A 23,603-nucleotide genomic window follows, 5' to 3' on the forward strand; every position below is an offset into this window, starting at 1 on the left:
GGTGCATGGCAGTTTCGGATCACGTCGATTTTGCGACGTTCATGGAAGGCGTGAAGCGGCGCAATCCGGGGCAACCCGAGTTCGTGCAGGCGGTGCAGGAAGTGTCGGAGGACATTTTCGACTTCATCGCCGACAAGGAAGAATATCACGCGCAGCAGATATTGCGGCGCATCGCCGAACCCGACCGGGTCGTGTCCTTCCGCGTCTGCTGGGAGGACGACAACGGCAATATCCGCGTCCAGCGCGGCTGGCGCGTCCAGAACAACAATGCGATCGGACCCTATAAGGGCGGCATCCGTTTCCACCCGAGCGTCACCGAAAGCGTGCTCAAATTCCTCGCGTTCGAACAAACGTTCAAGAACGCGCTGACCGGGCTGCCGATGGGCGGCGGCAAGGGTGGGTCGAATTTCAACCCCAAGGGCAAGAGCGTGCGCGAGATCATGCGCTTCTGCCAAAGCTTCATGACCGAGCTTTATCGCCACATCGGCGCCGACATCGACGTGCCCGCGGGCGACATCGGCGTCGGCGGGCGCGAGATCGGCTTCATGTTCGGCCAGTATAAGCGGATCACCAACGAATTCACCGGCGTGCTCACCGGCAAGGGGCTCGAATGGGGCGGCTCGCTGATCCGCACCGAGGCGACGGGCTATGGCGCGGTCTATTTCCTCGCCAACATGCTCGCGGCGAAGGGGCAGGATCTGGTCGGCAAGAGCGCGGTGATTTCGGGATCGGGCAATGTCGCGACGCACGCCGCCGAAAAGGTCGTGCAACTCGGCGGCAAAGTGCTGACGCTGTCCGATTCGGGCGGCTTCATCCACGATCCCGACGGGATCACGCAGGACAAGATCGACTGGGTGAAAGCGCACAAGACGCATCGCCGCGGGCGGATCGAGGACTATTGCGAAGAGTTCAAGACCGCGACCTTCACGCCCGGCAAGACGCCGTGGGGCGTGAAGTGCGACGTGGCCTTGCCCTGCGCAACGCAGAACGAACTGCTCGGCGAGGATGCCAAGACGCTGGTCAAGAACGGCTGCATCGCGGTCAGCGAGGGCGCCAACATGCCGACCAACCTCGAGGGCGTGCACGTCTTCAAGGATGCGAAGATCATGTTCGCGCCGGGCAAGGCCGCCAACGCCGGCGGCGTCGCGGTGTCGGGACTCGAAATGAGCCAGAACAGCGGCCGCCGCGCGTGGAGCGAGGGCGAACTCCAGCAGATGCTCAAGGACATCATGGACGGTATCCACAAGAATTGCCTGACCTATGGCGATCAGGGCAATGGCTATATCGACTATGTGAAAGGCGCCAATATCGCGGGATTCAAGAAGGTTGCCGACGCGATGCTGGCTTTCGGGGTGGTGTAAATCGATCCAGAGCGTAATAAGCGCCGGATTGGGAAAAAGGGGTACTGCGGATGACGGCGCACGCTGGGAAGGAGCGCGGCGATCGGCCTCGGGCGGCATTTGCCGCCCGTCGTCCCACGCGCGCGGCATTTGCCGCCCGTCGTCCCACGGCATTTGGCGTTCTGGCGGCGATGTTGCTCGCGCTCGCCATTGCGGCGTTCGCCTTTGCGCCGCCCGCGCGGTCGCAGGGCGAAAGCGGCGCGCGCTACACCGGCGTCGCTTCGTGCGCGGGGTCGACCTGCCACGGCCGGATGGAAGGCGACGGCACAATCGTCCGCCAGGACGAGCTGATGAAATGGCAGGAGCCCTCGACCCCCGGCGGTGCGCACAGCCGCGCCTGGGCGGTCCTCAATAACAATCGCAGCCAGTTCATCGCGCGCAATCTCGGCATCGGCGATCCGTCGAAGGCGCAGATGTGCCTCGGCTGCCACAGCACCGCGGGCACCGCGCGCGCCGTTCCCGCCGAGGACGGCGTCGGCTGCGAATCGTGTCATGGCCCTGCGGGCGGATGGCTCGCGAGCCATTATGCCGGCGTCGGCACCAACGCCGATCCCGACCGCGAAATGCGCGAAAAGCATCTCGCCAACCTGTCGGCGGGGCTCAAGAAGCTCGAGGATCCGATGGTGCGCGCGGGCGTTTGCGTCGACTGCCACTTCGGTTCGGCCGCCGACGGTCAGTTCGTGACGCACCGCATCATGGCGGCGGGACATCCGCGCATCTCGTTCGAGCTCGACCTTTTCTCGTCGCTGCAGGCGCATCATCAGGAGGATGCCGATTACGGCTGGCGCAAGTTCGGCGCGCCGAACCGGCGTACCGATCATGTCCAGATGTGGGCGGTGGGGCAGGCGACCGCGATCGAGCGCAGCCTCGCGCTGTTCCAGACGCGGCGCGGGACCGAGGGGATATTCCCCGAATTTTATTTCCTCGACTGCCACAGCTGCCACCGCCGCATCTTCGACCAGGCGAAGCCGGTGCGCACCGGGCTCGACAATGTTGGGCGCAATCTTCCCGAGGGCATGCCGCCCTATAATGACGAGAATCTGATCATGCTCGCTGCCGCGGCGCGCATGGCCTCGCCCGCGCTCGCCGACCAGCTCGCGGCGCGCACCGCGGCGTTCCACAAGGCGATGGCGGCTGACCGGCAAAGCGCGGTGCAGGCCGCGGCACAGCTGTCGCAGACGGTCGCGGCGCTCAAGCGCGCCTTCGCGTCGCGCAGCTTCTCGGGCGCCGACGCCTTCGCGATGGTGGACGCGATTTCGGCGAAGGCGATCAGCGATCGCTACACCGACTATTCCGGGTCGCAGCAGGCCGTCATGGGCGTCGATACCCTGCTCAACGCGATGGTGTCGTCGGGGCGCGTCACGGTCGGCGCGGCGGCGGGCATCCGCAGTGACATCGATCGCGCTTACGCGGCGGTGAAGGATCCCAACGCCTATAAACCGTCCGAATTCCAGGCCTCGTTCGGCAGCGCGGTGCGCGCGATCGGGGCGCTGCGGTAAGATCATGCGAAGCAAGACCTCTCTTTTCCGTTCGGCCGCCTTTGCTGCGATGGCTGCGCTGCTGCTCACCTCTTGCGGCGGCGGCGGCGGCGGAACGCCGACCCCGACACCCATCCCAACACCGACCCCGACGCCCACGCCGACGGGCGGGCTCTACACCCCGCCCGCCGTCGCGGCGCTGACCACCGCCGACGTCGAACGCGTGCTCGCGCAGGCGATCGCGGAGGCGCAGGCGCGGGGCCTGCCGTCGGTGATCGCGGTGACCGACCGCGTCGGCAATGTGCTCGGCGTCTTTCGCATGACCGGCGCGCGCGCCACCGCGACGACCTCGCCCGCGCCCAATGGCGACAATATCGACGCGCAGAACGTCACCTTCCCCGCCGAGGGGGGCGCGATCGCCAAGGCGGTGACCGGCGCGTACCTCTCGAGCGGCGGCAACGCCTTTTCGACGCGCACCGCGAGCCAGATCGTCCAGGAACATTTCCCACCCGCGCCGACGACCGCCGGGCTCGAAAGCGGGCCCCTGTTCGGCGTGCAGTTCAGCCAGCTGCCGTGCAGCGACCTCGCGGCGCGCTTCGGCGCAGCGGGTGCGGCGGCGCTGATCGGGCCGAAACGCTCGCCGCTCGGCCTCGCCGCCGATCCGGGCGGGCTGCCGCTCTACAAGAATGGCGTGCTCGTCGGCGGCATCGGGGTGATGGGCGACGGCGTTTACGGCAGCGACCCCAATATCCTCGATGTCGACAATGATCCCGAGGAGTATATCGCGCTTGCGGGGACGCGCGGGTTTGAGGCGCCGGGCGCGATCACCGCCGACAAGATTGCCGTCGACGGCACGACCCTGCGTTTCTCCGACGCGACCTTCGCCGGAGTGATGACGAGCGGCGGCGCGAGTTTCGCGAGCCTCAACGGAACCGCGGGCAGTCTCGTGGCGGTCATCGGCTATGCCAATGCGTCGATCACCGCGGGGACCGCCTATGGCACCGAAGCGTCGGGCATTCGCGCGTCGACCGCCGCCGAATTTTCGAACCGCGACGCCTTTGTGCTCAGCGACGGCAGCGGCGCGAACCGCTACCCGATCCGCGCCGGCACCGACGGCGCGAGCAACAGCGCGCCGCTGACCACCGCCGAAACGCGCGCGGTGCTCGAAGAGGCGTTCGCGGTGATGAGCCGCGCGCGCGCGCAGATCCGCCGCCCGCTCGACAGCCGCGCGCAGGTGACGATCAGCATCGTCGACACGCATGGCGCGGTGCTCGGCATCGTGCGTTCGCCCGACGCGCCGATTTTCGGCACCGATGTCAGCCTGCAGAAGGCGCGCACCGCCGCCTTCTTCTCGGGCGCGCAGGCGGGGGCTGAACTGAACGCCAACGCCAGCGCCGACGTGCGCCAATTCGTCGCTGCGACGCGGACATTCCTGAGCGATCCGGCGGCGCTCACCGGCACGATCGCCTTCGCCGACCGTTCGGGGGGCAATTTGTCGCGGCCCTATTTCCCCGATGGCGAGGTCGGCCGGCCGCACGGCCCGCTGTCGCGCCCGATCGCACAGTTCAATCCTTTCTCGACCGGGCTGCAGTCGGCGCTGATCATCGGCAATCTGGGGCAGCATCTCGGCTTCGTGTCGGGCGCCAGTCCGACCGACACGCCGGTGCGCTGCACGACCTTGCCCGACGTCGCGCCGGGGCGGAACCGGCTCCAGAACGGCATCCAGATCTTCCCCGGATCGGTGCCCATCTATCGCGGCAACAGCCTTGTCGGCGCGATCGGCGTGTCGGGCGATGGCATCGACCAGGACGATATGATCAGCTTTTTGGGGACGCACAACGGCGGCGCGCGCGTCGGCGGCATCGGCAATGCGCCGAAAGCGATCCGTGCCGACACGATCGTCGTGGGCGTCGGCGCCGGCGTGCGCCTGCGTTATATCAGCTGCCCCTTCGCCCCCTTCCTCGACACCGCGCAGCAGAATGTCTGCGAGGGGCTATAGATGATGATGACGGGGGGCAGCCTTTGGCCGATCATCGCGACGCTCGCGGCGCAGGGTGCGCCGGGCGCCGATGTCGCGCCGCCGCCGCCCGCGCCCGAAGAGCCGCCGGTCGCGGAAAACGCCGCACCCGCCGAGCGGCCCGCCGAAGAGCTGATTCCGCCGCCGCCGCCGGTCGACTGGCAGGACAGGATCAAGGATGATCTGGTCACCGAGATCATCGAGGGCCGCCGCCGTCCCGGCTATCGTCCCGATCTTCCCGATGCGCTGAGCCAGGACAATGTCGGCGCGCTGCGCCCGCCGCCGCCGCAGGCCTTTCCCGGGATGGAGGATCAACTGCCGATCCCCGACCGCTGGCGCCTGATCGAGACATTGGGCGTGGTCAAGGAACGCTGGTTCGATCCCTATAACCAGAACACCTACAAGGGCGACCGGCCGATCGACCGCAGCAAGGTCAAATGGCTTCCGATCAAGGGCGACGACTGGTTCATCGTCGCCAATGCCGTGTCCGACACCGTGTTCGAACCGCGCACCTTTCCTATCCCCGTCGGCGTCCAGACGACCGAGCGGCCGGGCAGCCTCGACGTGTTCGGCAAGGACCGCAGCTTCGTCTTCGCGCAGACCTTCATCGCGGGCGCGGCGCTGATCAAGGGATCGACCGCGTTCAAGCCGCCCGACATCGAATATCGCGTCACGCTCGCGTACCAAGCCAATTATGTCGACGTGCCCGAACGGCGCGTGCTCGACGTGCGCCCGTCGAAGGCGAGCCATCGTTACGACAGTTTCCTGGGGTTGCAGGAACTCTTCGTCGACAAGCATCTCGGCAACACGTCCGACCGCTATGATTTCTATTCGGTCCGCCTCGGCATCCAGCCGTTCCAGAGCGATTTCCGCGGCTTCCTGTTCAACGACAGCCAGCTCGGCATCCGCCTGTTCGGCAACCGCGACAACAACCGATTCCAATATAATCTCGCCGCCTTCTGGCGGCTCGAAAAGGACACGAACAGCGGCCTGAACGACATTACGCAGACGCCGCGTGACGATTTCGTGCTCACCGCCAATCTCTATCGCCAGGATTTTCCGGTCGTCGGGCTGACCAGCCAGATCAGCGTGACGTACAATATGAACCGCGAAAAGAACGACGTGCAGATCGACCACAATGGTTTCCCGGTGCGGCCGGCGCTGCTCGGCGACCTGCGCGGGCGCGAATATGACGTGGTTTACCTCGGTTACAGCGCCGACGGGCGGATCGGGCGGATCAACCTCACCGCGAGCTTCTATGCCGCGCTGGGCGAGGATCGGAACAGTTTCTTCACGAGCAAGCCCGCCGAAATCCGCGCGGGCTTCGGCGCGGTCGAACTCAGCTACGATCATGACTGGATGCGTTTCCGCCTGTCGGGGCTCTACGCGACCGGCGACGGCGATCCGTATAACAGGACCGAGGGCGGGTTCGACGCGATCTTCGAAAACCCGATCTTCGGCGGTGCCGACACAAGCTACTGGATCCGCCAGACGATCCCCTTCGCGGGCGGCGGGCGCGTCATCGCGATCAACGGGCGCAACGGCATATTGAACTCGCTGCGCTCGTCGAAGGAGGAGGGGCAGTCGAACTTCAACAACCCCGGCACCGTCTTCGTCGGCGCGGGCGCCGATTTCGACCTGACCCCCGAATTTCGCGTCAGCACCAATTTCAACCATCTGTGGTTCGAAAATACCTTGAGCCTGCAGGCGCTGCGCGTGGAAGGGTCGATCCCAAAGGATATCGGCTTCGACCTGTCGGTAGCGGCGATCTGGCGGCCCAAGGCGACGCAGAATATCGTCGGGCGCCTCAGCGCTGCGGTGCTGCTGCCCGGCAAGGGCTTCAAGGATTTGTTCGACAACAAGCAGAAGAATGACGCTTACGTCTCCATCCTCGCCAATGTGATCCTGAGCTTTTAGGGCGATGACATTGAACCTATCACCCTTCCCGTATCCCCGAACGAAGACGAGGGGCCCATTCGAGCGAAGCGAGAATCCTCCAGGAAGCTGGCCTCGACTTCGCTCGGCCTGGCCCCTCGTCTTCGCTCGGGGATACGGGGTGGGAGGCCGACTTCTCCTTCTCTTCGCCTTCATTCTGACGTCGCTGGCAATCGGCGCACAGGTCAGCCGTGCGGCCGAGGAGGAAAAGCCGGTCAAGGTCGAATATCGCTTCACCCCGCCCGCGCCGCGCGAGCAGGGCGACGCCGAGGTCGCGACGAAATCGAACGGCTGCTATTCGTGCCACACGCGCACCGACCAGCCGTCGATGCACGCAACCCCCGCGGTGAAGCTCGGCTGCACCGACTGCCACGGCGGCGACGCCAGCCAGCGCGGGACACCCGGCCTTGGCTACCAGCATCCGACGAACAAGGCGGTGATGAAGCTCGCGCACCCGCAGCCGACGCTGCCCGGCGCGTGGCACGACAGTTCGGCGAATCCCGAGCGGAGCTATACCTTGCTCAACAAGGAATCGCCCGAATTCATCCGCTTCGTAAACCCCAGCGACTATCGCGTCGCGCGCGAGGCGTGCGGTGCGTGCCATCTCGAAGTGATCGAGGCGACCGAACGCTCGATGATGTCGACCGGCGCGATGCTGTGGGGTGGCGCGGCGTACAACAATGGCATCGTCCCGTATAAAAACTATGTGTTCGGCGAGGCTTATACGCGCACCGGCGAACCCGCGTGCATCCTTTCGCCCTCTTCGCGGCTGACCGCCGAGGAATATAAGGAAGCGTGCAAGCCGGGCTTCGGTTTCGACAAGATACTGACCGACGAAGAGAAAAAGCGCGGCGCGCTCGCGAAAATGTATCCGCTGCCGCGCTGGAGCGTGCTGCCGCCCGGCGATGTCTTCCGCGTCTTCGAGCGCGGCGGGCGCAACATCAACACGCAATTCCCCGAAATCGGCCTGCCCAACCCGACGGGCAGCATCCAGCGGCTCGAGGAGCCCGGGCGCCCCGACCTCAAACAATCGAACCGCGGTCCCGGCACGGGCCTGCGCGTCTCGATCCCCGTGCTCAACATCCACAAGACGCGCCTCAACGATCCGCTGTCGTGGTTCATGGGGACGAACGACCAGCCCGGCGACTATCGCCATTCGGGCTGTTCGGGCTGCCACGTCGTCTATGCCAACGACCGCGAGCCGCGGCACAGCCTGACCTACGCCAAATTCGGCCGCGACGGCGAAACCGCGACAATCGATCCGACGATCGCCGAAAAGAAACGGAAGCCCGCGGGCTATGGCGACGGGCATGGCGACGACGCGCACGGCACTGAAGACGGCCACGAAGCTGTCGGCGGCCATGGTTCGTTGATCGATCCCGCCGATCCCGACGTCCCGGCGCGCCCCGGATCTCCGGCGCGCGGCGAATCGGGCCATCCGATCAGCCACGCCTTCACCCGCGCGATTCCGACCTCGCAGTGCATGTCGTGCCACATGCACCAGCCGAACATCTTCCTGAACTCCTACCTCGGCTACACGATGTGGGATTATGAATCGGACGCGCCGCAGATGTGGCCGGGCCCCGAAAACACGGCGCCGCGCCCGCCGGGGATGAGCGACGAGGAGTATCGGAAGAAATACAAGCAACAGCGCTATCCGACCGCCGCCGAAGTGCATCAGGTGCTCGAACGCAATCCCGAGGCGGCGGCGGCACGCGGACTGTGGGCCGATGTCGAATTCCTGCGCGACGTCTATGACGTCAACGACAGCAACAAGGACACGCAATTCGCCGACTATCACGGCCATGGCTGGAATTTCCGCGGCATCTTCAAGCGCGACCGGAACGGCAATCTGCTGAACGCCGACGGCAATATGGCGACTTACGGCACCGATACGGCGAACATCGTCGACCCGAAGGACCCCGAAAAGTGGCGCAAGAGCTGCAGCCACTACAGCGATCTGAAGGAACGCGATCTTTGCCTGTCGAGCGCCGATCCCGGCAAACCCGGCGTCGAGGGCAAGTTCGTGCCGCCCGGGCTCAACCCCGGCAAGACGGTCCATATGATGGACATTCACGCCGAAAAAGGGATGCAATGCGCCGACTGCCACTTCGCGCAGGATAGCCACGGCAATGGCTATATCCAGGGCGAAGTCGCGAACGCGGTCGAGATCGGCTGCAAGGATTGCCACGGCACCGCCGATGCGTTCCCGAATCTGCTGACCTCGAACGTTGCCGCGCGGCCGCAGGGGACCAACCTCGCGCTGCTCCGCAACCCCGACGGGCGCCGACGCTTCGAATTCCAATATAATGACGATGCCGAGGTGATCGGCCTCATTCAGCGCTCGATCGTCGATCCGAAGCTCGAATGGCAGGTCAGCCTCGTCAAGCAGGCGGTGACCCCGGGACCGCATTTCAACGCCAAGGCCGCGCGCGCCAAGCTGATGGCGCGGGCGGGCAGCGAGGACGGCAAGTTCGAGTGGGGGCCGGGGGTCGCCAAGGAAGACCGCGCGCACGGCGACGAGAAGATGACCTGCTTCACCTGTCACCTGTCGTGGACGACGAGCTGCGGCGGCTGCCATTTGCCGATCGAGGCGAACTGGAAAACCAAGATGCACCATTTCGAGGGTGAGGAGACGCGGAACTTCGCGACCTACAACCCGCAGGTGGCGCGCGACGAAATGTTCCAGCTCGGCCGGCACCAGCTCACCAAGCCCGGCGAGCCGGGCCCGAACGGCGAGGTGCGCGGCATCATCACCCCGGTCCGCTCGACCTCGGCGCTGGTGCTGTCGTCGACGAACATCAATCGCGAGCGCATCTATGTGCAGCAGCCGCCGGTCTCGTCGGCGGGCTATTCGAGCCAGGCCTTTGCGCCGCATTTCCCGCACACGGTCCGCCGGTCGGAAACCAAGCAATGTTCGGACTGCCATCTGTCCGCCGCCGACGACAATAATGCGATCATGTCGCAGCTGCTGCTGCTCGGCACCAATTTCGTCAATTTCGTCGGCCTCAACGTCTGGTCAGGGATGGAGGATGGCTTCCAGGCGACGCGCGTCACCGAATGGGACGAGCCGCAGGCGGTCATCGGCAGCTATCTCCACCGCTATTCCTACCCCGATTATTGGAAGCTTCACGTCGATCAAAACGGCCGCGAGCTCAAGCAATGGGTGCGCGGCAAGACTTTCGACAAAAAGGGATCGGGCGAAACGCAGGCGCTCGAGGAGTTCGCCAATATCGTGCAGGACACGAGCGGCCGGGTGAACTGCCTCCAGCAGCGCGGCGAATATATGTATGTCGCCGAGGGCAAGGGCGGCTTCCGCGTCTATGACGTCGCGTCGATCGGCAACAAGGGTTTCTCCGAACGCATCGTCCGTGCCCCCTTCTCGCCGATGGGACACGATACGCATGTGAAGACCAAGAACGCGACCTGCATGGCGATCGCAACGACGCAGCCGATCAGCGTGTCGCGCAACGAGAATATCGTGAAAAATTTCCCCGAGAACCACGAACAGGTGATGCACGACATCTATCGTTACGCCGCCATCACCGACAGCGTCGAGGGGCTGGTGCTGGTCGACATCGACACGATGGCCGACGGCGAATTCCGCAACAACAAGCTGAAACGCGCGCTGACGTGGAATGAAGGCAATGTGCTCGCGGGGGCGCGGCACATCACGCTCGCGGGCAGCATCGCCTATGTCACCACCGACGCGGGGCTCGTCGCGCTCGACCTGACGGTGCCGCTCCAGCCGAAGGTTACGGCGCAGCTGCCGCTGACCGATGCGCGCGCGAGCGCGGTGCAGTTCCGCTATCTCTGGGTCACCGACGCCGAGGGGGTAAAGCTGTTCGACGTCACCGATCTGGCGCAGCCGGTCGCGGTGCCGTCGGGCACGGTGCGGCTCACCAACGCGCGGAAGATCTATATCGCGCGCACCTATATGTATGTCGCGGCAAAGGCGGACGGGCTCGTGATCGTCGATGTGACGCGCCCCGCGGCGCCGATCGTCTGGCCGGGGCTGACCTTCGGCGGTACGCTCAACGATGCCGAGGATGTGATCGTCGCGTCGACCAACGCCTCGCTGTTCGGTTATGTCGCCGACGGGCGGAACGGTATCAAGGTGCTCCAGCTCACCAGCCCCGACAACCCCGGCCTCTATGGCTTCTCGCCCAGGCCGACCCCCGAACTCATCGCCTGGGCAAAGACCCCGTCGCCCGCGCTCGCGCTGTCGAAGGGGCTCGACCGCGACCGCGCGGTCGACGAAACGGGCGGGCAGATGGCGGTGTTCGGCCGCCTCGGCTCACGCCCCTTCACGCGCGGCGAGATGGAGAAGCTGTTCCTGAACAGCAAGGGGACGGTGTACAAGGTTCGCGACGAGGTCGACGAAAGCGCGTGGCGACCGCCGCTGCTGTATGCGAATTGAGGAAAACCGTCTGGTTTCGACCGGAAGCGGCCCTTTAATCCTCCCTGTGGCGCCGCCATGGGGAGGTGGCAGCGCGCAGCGCTGACGGAGGGCCATAGCGCGGCCGTCGCGGCCCCTCCACCACCGCCTGCGGCGCCTCGCGGGAAGCAACGCACCCCGCGCGTTGCTTTTACCCCGCTCTCTCCCCCTTCCCATCGCTGCCCGAAGGGCAGTTCATCCTGAGCGGCCGGCCTGCCGGCCAGCCGAAGGGCGACAGGGAGGATCTTGCCATCGTCATCCTCTAACGAGACACGTGGCTCGTTAGACTTGATCCGGGATCCATAACCGCGCCGTCGTCGTGGATCCCGGATCAAGTCCGGGATGACGAACGACTGGAAACCACCCCCTAACCCGACGAAGGCAGCCGCCTAAAGCCGCTCCGCCTGGACCACGCTGTCCGATGCGCGCAGCGCCGACAGGATGCGCATCACATGCTGGACGTCGCGCACCTCGACGACGACGTCATAGGTGTGAAAGCCGCCCTCGCGGTTCGACAGCCGCAAATTGGTGATGTTCGCCATATTGGCGGCGAGGATGCCCGACATTTCGGCGAGCGTCCCGGGCTCGTTGCGGATGACGATGCACAGCCGCGCATTGCCGCCCTCGCTGTCCTCCTGCCATCTGAGGTCGATCCAGTCGGCATCGACGCCATCGGCGAGGCTCGGGCAGTCGATGACATGCACCTCGATCCCTTCGCCCGGGCGCGACAGGCCGACGATGCGGTCGCCGGGCACCGGGTGGCAACAGTCGGCGAGCTGAAAGGCGACGCCGGGGGTGAGGCCCGCGATCGACACCGCCGCGCCCTGCACCAGCTTGCCGGGCTTGGTCTTCATCTCGGCGGTGATGCCGGGGACGAGCGCCTCGAGCACCGCATTGTCGGTGAGCCGCTGCTTGGCGATCGCGACATAGAGCGCGCTATCGTCGTCGAGCTTCAGCCGCTCGCGCGCCGCGGCGCGGGCCTTGTCGCCGACCTTGTTCGGCAGCCGCGCTACGATCTCGTCGTACATCGTGCGGCCCAATGCGGCGAGTTCGACCTTTTCCTTCGAGCGGACATGGCGGCGGATCGCCGCGCGCGCCTTGCCGGTGACCGCGAAGCCGAGCCAGGCGGGCTGGGGCGTCTGCTTGTCCGACGACAGGATTTCGACGGTGTCGCCATTCGAAAGCTGGGTGCGCAGCGGGACGAGCCGGCCGTTGACCTTTGCCCCCACCGTGCGGTCGCCGAGCCCGGTGTGGACGGCATAGGCGAAATCGACCGGGGTCGCGCCCTTGGGAAGCTGGTGCAGGCTGCCCTTCGGCGTGAAGGCGAAGATGCGGTCCTGATACATCGCGATGCGCGTGTTTTCGAGGAACTCCTCGGGATCGTGCGTCTGCTCGAGGATTTCGATGAGGTCGCGAATCCACCCGGCCTGGCCGTCGGGGGTGCTGCCGCCCTGCTTGTAGGCCCAGTGCGCGGCGAGCCCGAATTCGGACTGCTGGTGCATGCCGAGGCTGCGGAGCTGGATTTCGATCCGCATATTCTGCTGGTGCATGATCGTCGTGTGCAACGACTTGTAGCCGTTGCGCTTCGGGGTCGAGATATAATCCTTGAAGCGGCCGGGGACCATTTTCCACTTGCGATGGATCAGGCCCAGCGCGGCATAGCAGTCGGCGTCGGTCGGGGTGACGATGCGAAAGGCGATGATGTCGGTCACCTGCTCGAAGCTCACGTGGCGTTCCTGCATCTTGCGCCAGATCGAATAGGGATGCTTCTCGCGCCCCGACACCTCGGCCTCGATCCCCGCGGCGGCGAGCAGCTCCTTGAACTCGCGGGTGATCGCGGCGACCTTGTCCTTGCCCCCCGCGGTCAGCTTGGCGAGGCGGCCGGTGATCGTCGCATAGGCTTCGGGCTCGAGCTCGCGAAAGGCAAGCAGCTGCATCTCGCGCATATATTCATACATGCCGATCCGCTCGGCGAGCGGGGCGTATATGTCCATCGTCTCCTTGGCGATGCGGCGGCGCTTGTCGGGATTCTTGATGAAATGCAGCGTGCGCATATTGTGCAGCCGGTCGGCGAGCTTGACGAGCAGCACGCGGATGTCGTCGGACATGGCGAGCAGGAATTTGCGCAGATTTTCCGCGGCGCGCTCATTTTCGGTCTGCGCCTCGATCTTGCTGAGCTTGGTCACCCCGTCGACGAGCCGGCCGACGTCGCTGCCGAACAGCCGCTCGATCTCCTCGGGGGTCGTCAGCGTATCCTCGAGCGTGTCGTGAAGCAGCGCGGTGACGATCGTCTCGCTGTCGAGGTGAAGGTCGGTCAAAATGCCCGCTACCTCGACCGGATGGCTGAAATAGGGGTCGCCCGACGCGCGTTTCTGGCTGCCATGCTTCTGCACGGTGAAGACATAGGCGCGGTTGAGCAGCGCCTCGTCGACGTCGGGATCATAAGCGCGCACGCGCTCGACAAGTTCATATTGCCTTAGCATCACACTCAATGTCGTCCATGTTGCATATATTGCAATGCGAAATTTGATTGCGCCCGGCGCCAATGCGTTAGCAACTTTGGTAAAGCCCGTTGGAAGCATCGTTCGTCGCGGGTAGGAGAATCCGCGAGATGGGGACCGATGCTCTCGATTCGACCGCGCCGCCGCGGGTGTCGATGGTGATGCCCGTGCACAATGGTGCGCGCTGGCTCGCCGAGGCGATCGATTCGGTGCTGGCGCAGGATTTCGGCGATTTCGAACTGGTCCTCGTCGATGATGCGTCGCGCGACGCCTCGCCCGCGATCATGGCGGAGGCCGCGGCGCGCGACCCGCGCGTGCGGCTGTTGCGCCTCGACACCAACGCCGGGCTGCCCGCGGCGCTCAATCACGGCTTTGCCGCGGCGCGCGGCGAACTGCACAGCTGGACCTCGGACGACAATCTGCTTCGGCCGCAGATGCTGGCGCGGCTCGTCGCCGTGCTGGATGCGCAGCCCGGCGCCGACATCGCTCACGCCGATTTCACGCTGATCGACGATGCGGGGGGCGAACTCGGCCGCTCGCGCGTCGGCCCGGTCGAACGGTTGCTCTATGGCAACAATGTCGGCGCCTGTTTCCTCTATCGCGCGCGCGTGACCGAGGCGCTCGGCGGCTATGACACCGCGCTGTTCGGCGTCGAGGATTACGACTTCTGGTTGCGCGCCGCGCGGCGCTTCACCTTCGTCACGCTGCACGAGGACCTCTACCTTTATCGCAAGCATGGCGGCAGCCTGACGAGCCAGCGCGCCGAGCATATCCAGGCGCTGACCGCCGAGATCGTCGAACGCGCGCTGCCCGACGCGCTGCCCGTGCGCAGCCGCAGCGAAATCCTGCTCGGGCTGGCCCTACGCAGCCAGCATCGCTGGCGGCTCGACCTGGTGCACCGCGCGTTTCGGGCCGATCCGGCGCATGTCGCGGCGCGGCTACCCGCGATCGCGCGCTGGTCGCTCGTCGTCGCGCGCAACCGCATCGCCGCCTGATCGGCCAACCCGGACGTGAAAAGGCCGCCGCCCCTCGCCGAGAGGGCTGCGGCCTTTTTCGGGGTTGTCCGGTTATTTCGTTCCGTTGCAGCGGGCGAGTTCGTCGGCGTCGAGCGCCTTGCCGCCGGCGGTGAAACTCGCGACCGGGCCGGCAGCCTTGGCGAGCGCGGCGCACATGATCAGCGGACGGCTCGTCCCCTGGCCCGCGGTGCAGCTGGCATCCTTGCACGCCCAGACGACGTCGCGCGAGACGAAACGGGCCTTGGGCGCGGGGGCCGCGAGCTCGGCGCGATAATAAGCGCCGCCCGCCGCGGTCGCTGCAGCCGGAACAAGCGCGAGGCCGCCGGTCAGCGCGGCGCCGGCGAGCGGCAATGAAGCGAAGAGGGGAGAAAGTTTGAAAATGGGCATCTGGACCTCCTGTTTTGTGCAACCCAAAAGGGTTGCGAATCGCAACTAGCGTTTGAGTTGCGAAATGCAACGGAGGCCCTATATTTTTTTTGGCACGCCGGCAGATTTTACGTTAGGGCATTGGGCATGGGAAAATTACGCGAAGTATTGAACGACCTGCACGGGGACAATTGCGCCCTGCCGCTCGCGCTCGAGGCGATGGGCGAGCGATGGTCGTTCATGATCCTGCGCGCGGCGTTCAACGGCGTGCATCATTTCGAGGAGTTCCAGCAGGAACTGAACATCGCGCGCAACATATTGTCGAACCGGCTGTCGAAACTCGTCGACCATGGCATCATGGCGCGCGAGGTGATGGCCGAGGACCGGCGCAAGGTCCGCTACCAGCTCACCGACAAGGGAATCGAACTGCTCCCCGCGATGATCGCGCTGCGCCAGTGGGGCGAAAAATGGGGCGCCGGCGTGCCCTCGACCCCGGTGCTCGTCGACGCGCGCGACGAACAGCCGATCGGCCCCGTCACGCTGACCGCGCACGACGGGCGAGTGATCGGATATAAAGAATTGCTGTGGAAGCATCGGTCGGAACTGCAGCCGCTGGGGCAGGCGCGCGTGCGCGCCGATAATCCCGCGGCGCCGGTCGCGGCCGAATGATGCGCCCCGCTGCCGTCCGCGACCCTGCGCACGGCCACTGACATAGCCAACGCACGGACCCTCATGCCGCTGTTTCGCCTGACTTCGCCCGGGCCCTTCTTCGACAACAAGGTCCGGGCCTTCTGGAATTTGCAGATATTGGGCTGGGCCGCGTGGCTCGGGCTGCGCGGCGTGTCGGGGCTTGCCAACGGGCAGGCCTTCACCTTTTTCATCCCGCAGACGATTTCGGCGATCACCGGCTTTTCGCTGACGCTGATCCTGTCGGTCTGTTACCGCGCGCTGATCAACCGCCGCCCGCTTTTGATGTGGGGGGTCAGTTTCGGCCTCGCCGGCGTCGCGACCGCGCTCTGGGCCTTTATCGACGCGTGGGTCGCGCAGATCCAGAACCCGGCGAGCGAGGCGGGCTTCACCAGCCTATTGCTCGGTGCGATGTATATCGACGCGACCTCGCTCGCGGCCTGGTCGGCGCTTTATTTCGCGATCAACTATTTCCTCCAGCTCGAGGAACAGAATGACCGCGTGCTGCGGCTCGAGGCGCAGGCGGCCTCGGCGCAGCTCGCGATGCTGCGCTACCAGCTCAACCCGCATTTCCTGTTCAACACCTTGAACAGCATCTCGACGCTGGTGCTCCTGAAACAGGCCGAGCCCGCCAATGCGATGCTGTCGCGCCTCTCGGCCTTCCTGCGCTACACGCTCGCCAACGAGCCGACCGCGCAGGTGACGCTGGCGCAGGAGATCGAGACGCTGAAGCTCTATCTCGACATCGAGAAGATGCGTTTCGAGGAGCGGCTGCGCCCCCATTTCGCGATCGATCCCGCGGTTTCGCGCGCGCGTTTGCCGTCGCTTTTGCTTCAGCCGCTCATCGAAAACGCGATCAAATATGCGGTGACCCCGCAGGAGGAAGGCGCCGATATCACGATTTCCGCACAGCTGGCCGGTCAAAATGTCCGGATCACCGTGTCCGACACGGGCGCGGGATTGTCAGCCGACCCCACCGACCCCACCACTGGCGTTGCAACGGAATCGACCGGTGTGGGTTTAGCCAACATCAGGGACCGGCTGGCGCAGGCTTTCGGCGATCAGCAAAGGTTCGACGTCCATATGGGCGCTGATGGCGGATTCACGGTGGTGATCGAGTTTCCGTTCCAGCCCGACGGGCAAATGACGATTGGAACCGAACGCACATGACGATCAGAACCATCCTGGTGGATGATGAAAAATTGGCGACCCAGGGCCTGCAACTCAGGCTCGAAGCGCATGGCGATGTCGAAATCGTCGACACCGCACAGAACGGCCGCGAGGCCATAAGAAAGATCAAGACCCACAAACCCGACCTCGTCTTCCTCGACATCCAGATGCCGGGGTTCGACGGCTTTTCGGTGATCCAGGGGCTGATGGAGGTCGAGCCGCCGCTCGTTGTCTTCGTCACCGCCTATTCGGACCATGCGATCCGCGCCTTCGAGGCGCAGGCGGTCGACTATCTGGTGAAGCCGGTCGAGCCCGAACGGCTCGCTGACGCGCTCGACCGCGTCCGCCAGCGGCTCACCGAAAAGCGCGGTGCGGCCGAGGTCGAACGGCTGAAGAATGTGCTCGCCGAAGTCGCGCCCGAAGCGGTCGAGGATTATGACGCCGAGACGCAGCCCGACGCGCACGCCGCCGACCGCTATGAAAAGATGATCAACATCAAGGATCGCGGCCAGATCTTCCGCGTCGACGTCGACAGCATCGAGCGGATCGACGCCGCGGGCGACTATATGTGCATCTATACCGCCGACAACAGCCTGATCCTGCGCGAGACGATGAAGGACCTCGAAAAGCGGCTCGACCCGCGCAATTTCCAGCGCGTCCACCGCTCGACGATCGTGAATTTGAGCCAGGTCAAACAGGTCAAGCCGCACACCAACGGCGAATGTTTCCTCGTGCTCGGTTCGGGTGCGCAGGTGAAGGTCAGCCGCAGCTATCGCGACGTGGTGGCGCGGTTCGTGCATTAAATTGGCTCGCACGGAGGCACGAAGCCACAAAGAATCCCTCTCATCCCGTTCGTGCTGAGCTTGTCGAAGCACCGTCCTTTCTTCGCCGCCCAAAAGAAAGAACGGCCCTTCGACAAGCTCAGGGCGAACGGATTGTAGAAGTCTTTGTGGCCTTGTGGCTTCGTGCGAGTCCCGAAGCGGGCACGGCGCCTAAAGTTGGTGCCCGGTCCTATCCCGCTTCGTCGCGAGATATTGCTCGTTATATTTGTTCGTCGGCAGCGCGAGCGGGATGCGTTCGACGACCTCGACGCCTTCCTTCTCGAGCCGCGACACTTTTTCGGGATTGTTCGTCATCAGCCGGATGCGCGGGATGTTGAGCAGGTCGAGCATCCGCCCGGCGATCGCGAAGTCGCGCGCCTCGACCGGGAAACCCAGCCGCAAATTCGCGTCGACCGTGTCATAGCCCTGATCCTGCAGCGCATAGGCGCGCAGCTTGTTGACGAGCCCGATGCCGCGCCCTTCCTGCCTCAAATAGAGCAAAACCCCCCATGGGGCGTCCGCCATCGCGTGGAGCGCCGCGTGAAGCTGCGGCCCGCAATCGCATTTGAGGCTGCCGAGCACGTCGCCGGTCAGGCATTCGCTGTGCAGCCGCACGACCGGCGGGTTCGCATCGCGCTTCCCGATGACCAGTGCGACATGGTCCGACGCCTCCTCGGGCGAACGGAAGGCCACGATCTCGGCGCTCTCGCTCGCCTCGACGGGCAGCCGCGCGCGCGCCGCGATTTCGAGCCGGGCGGGATCGAGCAGCGCGGCGACATCGTCGACGCCGCATGCGGTCTCCGCATCGCCGGTCGCTTCGCGCACGAAAAAGGCCGGGAGCAGGCCGGCATGACGGGCGATCGTCATCGCGGCCACGGCAGCGGTTTCGCTTCCGGTCGAGACCGTGCGGAAGGGCCCTTTAAGCGGATTCGCGAGGTCGAGCGCCGGGTCGGCAATCGCCAACGCCGCGGCGACCGTATCGGCCGCATGGGCCAGCCGCACCGGTCCCGGTGTCGCGGCGGCGCGCTGGTTGGTGAGCTTGAGCGTAACGGCGCGTTCGCCCGAAAGCAGCACATCCTGGCTGGCGAAGTCGGCGAGCGCCCCATCGCGCGCGCTTTCGACGGCGAGCAGGTCGAGTGCGCCATCGCCGCCCGCGATGCGGAACGGCCAGCCGCGCCGCAGCGCGTCTATGGCGCGGGCTGCCCGGCGAGCTCCGATATCGTTCAAAAGTCGAACTCGGTGATCAGCGGAATATGGTCCGACGGCCGCTCCCAGCTGCGCGCCGGCTGGACGATGCGGTGCGATACCGCGTTCGCCGTCAGGTCGGGGGTCACCCACATATGGTCGAGCCGGCGGCCGCGGTTCGACGCTTCCCAGTCCTTCGCGCGGTAGCTCCACCAGGTGTAGAGCGGCGTCGGCGCTTCGATGAAGTGGCGCCCGAGGTCGACCCAGTTCGACGCCGCCTGCAACCGCGCGAGCGTTTCGACCTCGATCGGCGTGTGGCTGACGACGTCGAGCAGCGCCTTGTGGTTCCAGACATCGCTTTCGAGCGGCGCGACGTTGAAGTCGCCCGTCAGCACCGTCGGGGTGCCATTGAGCGCCCCCGACCATTCGGTCATACGGCCGAAGAAGTCGAGCTTCTGTCCGAATTTGGGGTTGAGGTCGCGGTCGGGAATGTCGCCGCCCGCGGGAATATAGACATTGTCGAGCCGCACGCCCGACGGCAGCGTCACCCCGACGTGGCGCGCCTCGCCGTTCGCCTGCCAGTCATATTTCCGCACGTCGGTCAGCGGCACCTTGCTGACGATCGCGACGCCATGGTGCATACGCTGGCCGTGGGTGACGATATGTTCATAGCCCAGCCGCCGGAACATCTCGGGCGGGAACAGGCTGCATTCGACTTTGGTTTCCTGAAGGCAGAGGATGTCGGGGGCCTCTTCGCGCAGGAATTTTTCAACGATGCCGATGCGCGCGCGAACGCTGTTGATGTTCCACGAAGCGATGCTGGTACGAGTCATGGTTCGGCTCTATCGGCGCGCGTTCGCGTTCGCAATGGCCGCTGCCGCGGACGGGATGCGTGGGAGCGGCGGGAAGTGGCCGTAATCAGCATAGCGAGCCAACTATAGAACCCGCATCCCCGAGCGAAGTCGAGGCAGCGTGGCTATGCGGTTCTCGCTTTGCTCGAACGAGCCCCTCGTCTTCGCTCGGGGATGCGGACTATTTCGGATTTCTTGCAATAGAAGCTATGTCCGCTCCCCACCCCCTAGCGGCTACCTGGCTCTTGACCGCCAGACAAATTAAACCCCCGTCCCAGGGGCGGTGGAACGGGGGTTCAAGGTCAGCGTTCGTCACGCTCTTGAATGAAGGTGCCTGGCAACCCGGGTGGGGCAACAGGGGGAAACCCAAATCCGGGGCCGTGTTGGCGCCTTCGAGAGTTGGAATAGCGGCTCTTCCCTGTCGCCAAGCTGAACAAAAAGGACTGTCGGCCGCCGGTCCTGCAGTTCGTCGATAGCGGGCGACGGTTGGTCTGGAAAAATGGGCGCCGGTCGTGAACCGGACCGGCGCCATGACGGCAAAAGGGTTAGCGGCCGCGCCGCTTCGGGCGGGGATCGGTCCAGCGGAACGCCGAATCGGCGACCGCGACGTTGAACTTCTGGTTGCTGAGATCGATCCGCGTGCGGTTGTTCTGCGAATCGAGCGCGACCCAGCCGCGCAGGCGCAGCCCGCCGGGCGCCGCGCCGTCGCGAACGAACACCATGGTGATCGTGCCATATTCGGGGCGCTTCGGATCCTTGACCTCGACGCTCAGCACGTCGTTGTTCCCGGTCGGCTGGATCTTGGCATATTTCGACAGGTCGCGGTCGGGGTCGAGCAGCGCACCGAGCGGCGAATTCTTCACCGGCCAGCTCTGCACCTGATTGACCTCATAATCGATCATCGTCAGCCGGCTGCCGTCGCCCACGATCAGCAGCGGCACGCCCTTTTGATATTGGAAGCGGATCTTGCCCGGGCGCTTGAGGGTCAGCTTGCCCGACACGCGCTGGCCGTTGCGGTCGGTCTGCACGAAGTCGGCGGTCATCGAACTGGTCGATTTGAGGTGCGACTGCACCGACGCCAGCGCGTTCGCCGACTGGGCGATCGCGGGCGAGGCGATCGCGAGGCCGACGGCGGCGAGGGGAGTAATCATTTTCTGGAAGGTCATCTGCTTCTCTGTCTTGCTTGCGGACCCGCATCGTGAGGGTCAGGCGTTTAACTCGGTCTGAACCGACACTTCATCTCTCCGTCATCCCGGCGAGATCGTGTTCGGAGTCACGTGCCTCCGAAACACCCTTCGCCGGGATGACGGGTAGGGAAGGCTCCTACCGCGGCTGGCCATATTGATCGGTGAGCACGTCGCGGCGGCCGACATGGTTCGGCGGGCTGACGATGCCTTCCTCCTCCATCCGCTCGATCAGGCGCGCGGCGCTGTTGTAGCCGATGCGCAATTGCCGCTGGAGCCAGCTCGTCGAGGCCTTCTGGCTTTCGGCGACGATCTGGCAGGCCTTGGCGTACATGCGGTCCTCGGCGCTGTCGCCGCCGGCGGGGGCGCCCTCCATCGCGAAGCCGCCGTCCTCGGGATCCTCGGTGACGCTTTCGATATAGTCGGGGCGGCCCTGCGCCTTCCAATGTTCGGCGACCAGCCGCACCTCGTCGTCGGAGACGAAGGGGCCGTGGATGCGCGTGATCTGCTTGCCGCCGGGCACGTAGAGCATGTCGCCCTTGCCGAGCAGCTGCTCGGCACCCGCCTCGCCCAAAATGGTGCGGCTGTCGATCTTCGACGTGACGTTGAAGCTGATGCGCGTCGGGAGGTTCGCCTTGATCACGCCGGTGATGACGTCGACCGACGGGCGCTGCGTCGCGAGGATCAGGTGGATGCCCGCCGCGCGCGCCTTTTGGGCGAGCCGCTGGATCAGGAACTCGACCTCCTTGCCCGCGGTCATCATCAGATCGGCCAGTTCGTCGACGACGACCACGATCTGCGGCAGCGGCTGATAGTCGAGCGTCTCTTCCTCATAGACCGGCTGGCCGGTGTCGGGGTCGTAGCCGGTCTGGACGCGGCGTCCGAGCGATTTGCCCTTGGCGAGCGCGCCGCGCACCTTGTCGTTGTAGGACGCGAGGTTGCGCACCGACAGCGACGACATCATCCGATAGCGGTCCTCCATCTGCTCGACCGCCCATTTGAGCGCGCGGATCGCCTTCTTGGGTTCGGTCACGACGGGCGCGAGCAGGTGCGGAATATCGTCATAGACGCTGAGTTCGAGCATCTTGGGGTCGATCATGATCATCTTCACCTGATCGGGACCAAGGCGATAGAGCAGCGAGAGGATCATCGCGTTCAAACCGACCGACTTGCCCGACCCCGTCGTGCCCGCGATCAGCAGGTGCGGCATCGGCGCGAGGTCGGCGATCATCGCGTCGCCGCTGATATTCTTGCCGAGGATGATCGGCAGCGCGCCGGTCTGGTCCTGGAACAGCGCGCTGCCGATGATCTCGTGCAGCACCACCGCCTCACGCTGCGCGTTGGGCAGCTCGATGCCGATGACGGTGCGGCCGGGGATCGGCGCGATGCGCGCCGACAGCGCCGACATGTTGCGCGCGATATCGTCGGCGAGGTTCGACACGCGGCTGGCCTTGGTGCCCGGCGCGGGTTCGAGTTCGTACATGGTGACGACCGGGCCGGGGCGCACCGCGGTGACGACGCCCTTGACCTGGAAATCCTCGAGCACCGATTCGAGCAACCGCGCGTTGCGTTCGAGCGCCGCCTTGTCGATCTGGCCCGCCGGCCGGTCGGGCGCGGGGGCGAGCAGGTCGATCGAGGGCAGCTGGTAATTGGTGAACAGCTCGGTCTGCGGCTTGGGCCGGGGTTTCGAGGGCGCGCTACGCTGCGCGGGGTCGGCGATTTCGGGGGGGGCGCGGTCGACCGGCTCGGCCACGGCGCGCGGCCGCACGGCGGACTCCAGCGGGCCCGGCACCCGGTCGTCGGCGCGCGGCGCGCGGACGGGCTCGGCGATGCGGCTGCTGGTCGCGGCGGGCAGCCGGAAGCGCGATGCCCAGCCCTTTTCGAGCCTGAGCGCGCGCCACGCGAGCCACAGCCCCAGCCCGACGAGCAGCAGGATCGTCGCAAAGCGGATCAGCGCCGCGGCGGGTTCGCCGGCCTGCGCGAAGAGTGGCGCGATCGCGCCGCCGAGCAGCAGCGCGATGATTCCGCCCCAGCCCGCGGGCAGCGGCGCGTTGGTCGCCGGCGACCAGAGTTCGGCGCCCAGCCCCACGAAGAGGATGCCGATGAAGCTGTAGGCGAGCTGGCGCGGCCAATAGGGCTGCGCTTCGCCGGTCCATAGCCGCCAGGCGATGATGCCGAGCAGCGGCAGCAACAGCGCGACGCCGACGCCGCCGATCGACAGGCCGAGGTCGGCGAACCAGGCGCCCGCGCTGCCCATCCAGTTGGCCGCGGTGCCGTGCGCCGCGGTGTTGAGCGCGGCGTCGGTGCTGTCGTAGGTGATCAGCGCGAGCGTCAGGAACAGCGTGAAGAGCCCGAGCGCCACCGCCGCCGCGATCACGAGCGATCGCGCGACGCTCTGGCGGAAAACGGTGCGCCAATCGGCCTTTGCGGGTGCGGCCTTGCGGCTTGCCATGCTCTCTTCCGGTCCCTGTCAGTTAACCCCGGCGATATGCGCATGCGGCGGACTCGCCGTCAAGCGCGGCTCCGCGCTCGCCCACAGCCTTTCCAACCGTCC

At 65.6% G+C, this 23,603-nt stretch carries 15 protein-coding genes; 9 read left to right on the top strand and 6 right to left on the bottom strand.

The annotated features are described in order from the left end of the window. The first annotated feature begins 5 nt into the window (after positions 1-5). From gdhA to OVY29_RS18240, 5 genes are all read left to right on the top strand, one after another. Positions 6-1,361 (top strand): NADP-specific glutamate dehydrogenase, encoded by a 1,356-nt coding sequence (gdhA, locus tag OVY29_RS18220; RefSeq protein ID WP_313911883.1) that lies wholly within the window; start codon positions 6-8, stop codon positions 1,359-1,361. 50 nt (positions 1,362-1,411) lie between these two features. Further along, on the top strand, positions 1,412-2,899 hold the full coding sequence (locus OVY29_RS18225) for a multiheme c-type cytochrome (protein WP_313911884.1): 1,488 nt from the start codon (positions 1,412-1,414) through the stop codon (positions 2,897-2,899). A 4-nt stretch (positions 2,900-2,903) separates the two neighbouring features. Further along, positions 2,904-4,877: a heme-binding protein gene (locus OVY29_RS18230; protein ID WP_313911885.1), complete on the top strand. Its 1,974-nt coding sequence runs from the start codon at positions 2,904-2,906 to the stop codon at positions 4,875-4,877. Beyond that, positions 4,878-6,812 (top strand): hypothetical protein, encoded by a 1,935-nt coding sequence (locus tag OVY29_RS18235; protein ID WP_037553255.1) that lies wholly within the window; start codon positions 4,878-4,880, stop codon positions 6,810-6,812. Between the two features lie 139 nt (positions 6,813-6,951). Then, a complete protein-coding gene (locus OVY29_RS18240) occupies positions 6,952-11,250 on the top strand; it encodes an LVIVD (protein WP_037553256.1) in 4,299 nt (1,432 codons plus the stop codon). 407 nt (positions 11,251-11,657) lie between these two features. Here the strand turns inward: OVY29_RS18240 and OVY29_RS18245 are convergent, their stop codons facing one another. Beyond that, the gene (locus tag OVY29_RS18245) at positions 11,658-13,751 is read right to left on the bottom strand and encodes a RelA/SpoT family protein (protein WP_037553257.1); all 2,094 of its coding nucleotides are present in this window, start codon (positions 13,749-13,751) and stop codon (positions 11,658-11,660) included. 128 nt (positions 13,752-13,879) lie between these two features. On the opposite strand from OVY29_RS18245, the gene OVY29_RS18250 reads away from it, so the two are divergent. Next, positions 13,880-14,764 (top strand): glycosyltransferase family 2 protein, encoded by an 885-nt coding sequence (locus tag OVY29_RS18250; protein ID WP_052181949.1) that lies wholly within the window; start codon positions 13,880-13,882, stop codon positions 14,762-14,764. 72 nt (positions 14,765-14,836) lie between these two features. On the opposite strand, the gene OVY29_RS18255 is transcribed toward OVY29_RS18250, so the two are convergent. Next, positions 14,837-15,172, bottom strand: a complete 336-nt coding sequence (locus OVY29_RS18255) for a CC_3452 family protein (protein WP_313911886.1) — start codon at positions 15,170-15,172, stop codon at positions 14,837-14,839. Positions 15,173-15,298: 126 nt separating this feature from the next. Between OVY29_RS18255 and OVY29_RS18260 the strand changes: the two genes are divergently transcribed. From OVY29_RS18260 to OVY29_RS18270, 3 genes are all read left to right on the top strand, one after another. After that, a complete protein-coding gene (locus tag OVY29_RS18260) occupies positions 15,299-15,820 on the top strand; it encodes a winged helix-turn-helix transcriptional regulator (protein ID WP_037553258.1) in 522 nt (173 codons plus the stop codon). 63 nt (positions 15,821-15,883) lie between these two features. After that, complete coding sequence (locus OVY29_RS18265; protein WP_037553259.1) at positions 15,884-17,008, top strand: sensor histidine kinase; 1,125 nt, start codon at positions 15,884-15,886, stop codon at positions 17,006-17,008. Next, positions 17,005-17,811, top strand: a complete 807-nt coding sequence (locus OVY29_RS18270) for a LytR/AlgR family response regulator transcription factor (RefSeq protein WP_037553260.1) — start codon at positions 17,005-17,007, stop codon at positions 17,809-17,811. Before OVY29_RS18265 ends, OVY29_RS18270 begins: the two co-directional genes overlap by 4 nt. A gap of 189 nt (positions 17,812-18,000) precedes the next feature. Here OVY29_RS18270 and ribA read toward each other — a convergent pair whose 3' ends face one another. From ribA to OVY29_RS18290, 4 genes are all read right to left on the bottom strand, one after another. Further along, entirely contained in the window at positions 18,001-19,047 is a 1,047-nt protein-coding gene (ribA, locus tag OVY29_RS18275) for a GTP cyclohydrolase II (RefSeq protein WP_037553391.1), read from the bottom strand. Between the two features lie 5 nt (positions 19,048-19,052). After that, complete coding sequence (locus OVY29_RS18280; protein ID WP_037553262.1) at positions 19,053-19,847, bottom strand: exodeoxyribonuclease III; 795 nt, start codon at positions 19,845-19,847, stop codon at positions 19,053-19,055. 563 nt (positions 19,848-20,410) lie between these two features. Continuing rightward, positions 20,411-21,031 carry a LolA family protein gene (locus tag OVY29_RS18285; RefSeq protein ID WP_037553263.1) on the bottom strand — a complete coding sequence of 207 codons (621 nt, stop codon included), beginning with the start codon at positions 21,029-21,031 and terminating at the stop codon, positions 20,411-20,413. A 157-nt stretch (positions 21,032-21,188) separates the two neighbouring features. Beyond that, entirely contained in the window at positions 21,189-23,501 is a 2,313-nt protein-coding gene (locus OVY29_RS18290; protein ID WP_037553265.1) for an FtsK/SpoIIIE family DNA translocase, read from the bottom strand. Positions 23,502-23,603 lie beyond the last annotated feature (102 nt).

It is taken from the genome of Sphingopyxis sp. SE2 (genome assembly GCF_032227185.1).
Taxonomy (GTDB): domain Bacteria; phylum Pseudomonadota; class Alphaproteobacteria; order Sphingomonadales; family Sphingomonadaceae; genus Sphingopyxis.

Coding starts and splice junctions, on each gene's coding strand:
- gdhA (WP_313911883.1), top strand. CDS start 6: ATGGCAGTTTCGGATCACGTCGATTTTGCGACGTTCATGGAAGGCGTG.
- OVY29_RS18225 (WP_313911884.1), top strand. CDS start 1,412: ATGACGGCGCACGCTGGGAAGGAGCGCGGCGATCGGCCTCGGGCGGCA.
- OVY29_RS18230 (WP_313911885.1), top strand. CDS start 2,904: ATGCGAAGCAAGACCTCTCTTTTCCGTTCGGCCGCCTTTGCTGCGATG.
- OVY29_RS18235 (WP_037553255.1), top strand. CDS start 4,878: ATGATGATGACGGGGGGCAGCCTTTGGCCGATCATCGCGACGCTCGCG.
- OVY29_RS18245 (WP_037553257.1), bottom strand. CDS start 13,751: ATGCTAAGGCAATATGAACTTGTCGAGCGCGTGCGCGCTTATGATCCC.
- OVY29_RS18250 (WP_052181949.1), top strand. CDS start 13,880: ATGGGGACCGATGCTCTCGATTCGACCGCGCCGCCGCGGGTGTCGATG.
- OVY29_RS18255 (WP_313911886.1), bottom strand. CDS start 15,172: ATGCCCATTTTCAAACTTTCTCCCCTCTTCGCTTCATTGCCGCTCGCC.
- OVY29_RS18260 (WP_037553258.1), top strand. CDS start 15,299: ATGGGAAAATTACGCGAAGTATTGAACGACCTGCACGGGGACAATTGC.
- OVY29_RS18265 (WP_037553259.1), top strand. CDS start 15,884: ATGCCGCTGTTTCGCCTGACTTCGCCCGGGCCCTTCTTCGACAACAAG.
- OVY29_RS18270 (WP_037553260.1), top strand. CDS start 17,005: ATGACGATCAGAACCATCCTGGTGGATGATGAAAAATTGGCGACCCAG.
- OVY29_RS18280 (WP_037553262.1), bottom strand. CDS start 19,847: ATGACTCGTACCAGCATCGCTTCGTGGAACATCAACAGCGTTCGCGCG.
- OVY29_RS18285 (WP_037553263.1), bottom strand. CDS start 21,031: ATGACCTTCCAGAAAATGATTACTCCCCTCGCCGCCGTCGGCCTCGCG.
- OVY29_RS18290 (WP_037553265.1), bottom strand. CDS start 23,501: ATGGCAAGCCGCAAGGCCGCACCCGCAAAGGCCGATTGGCGCACCGTT.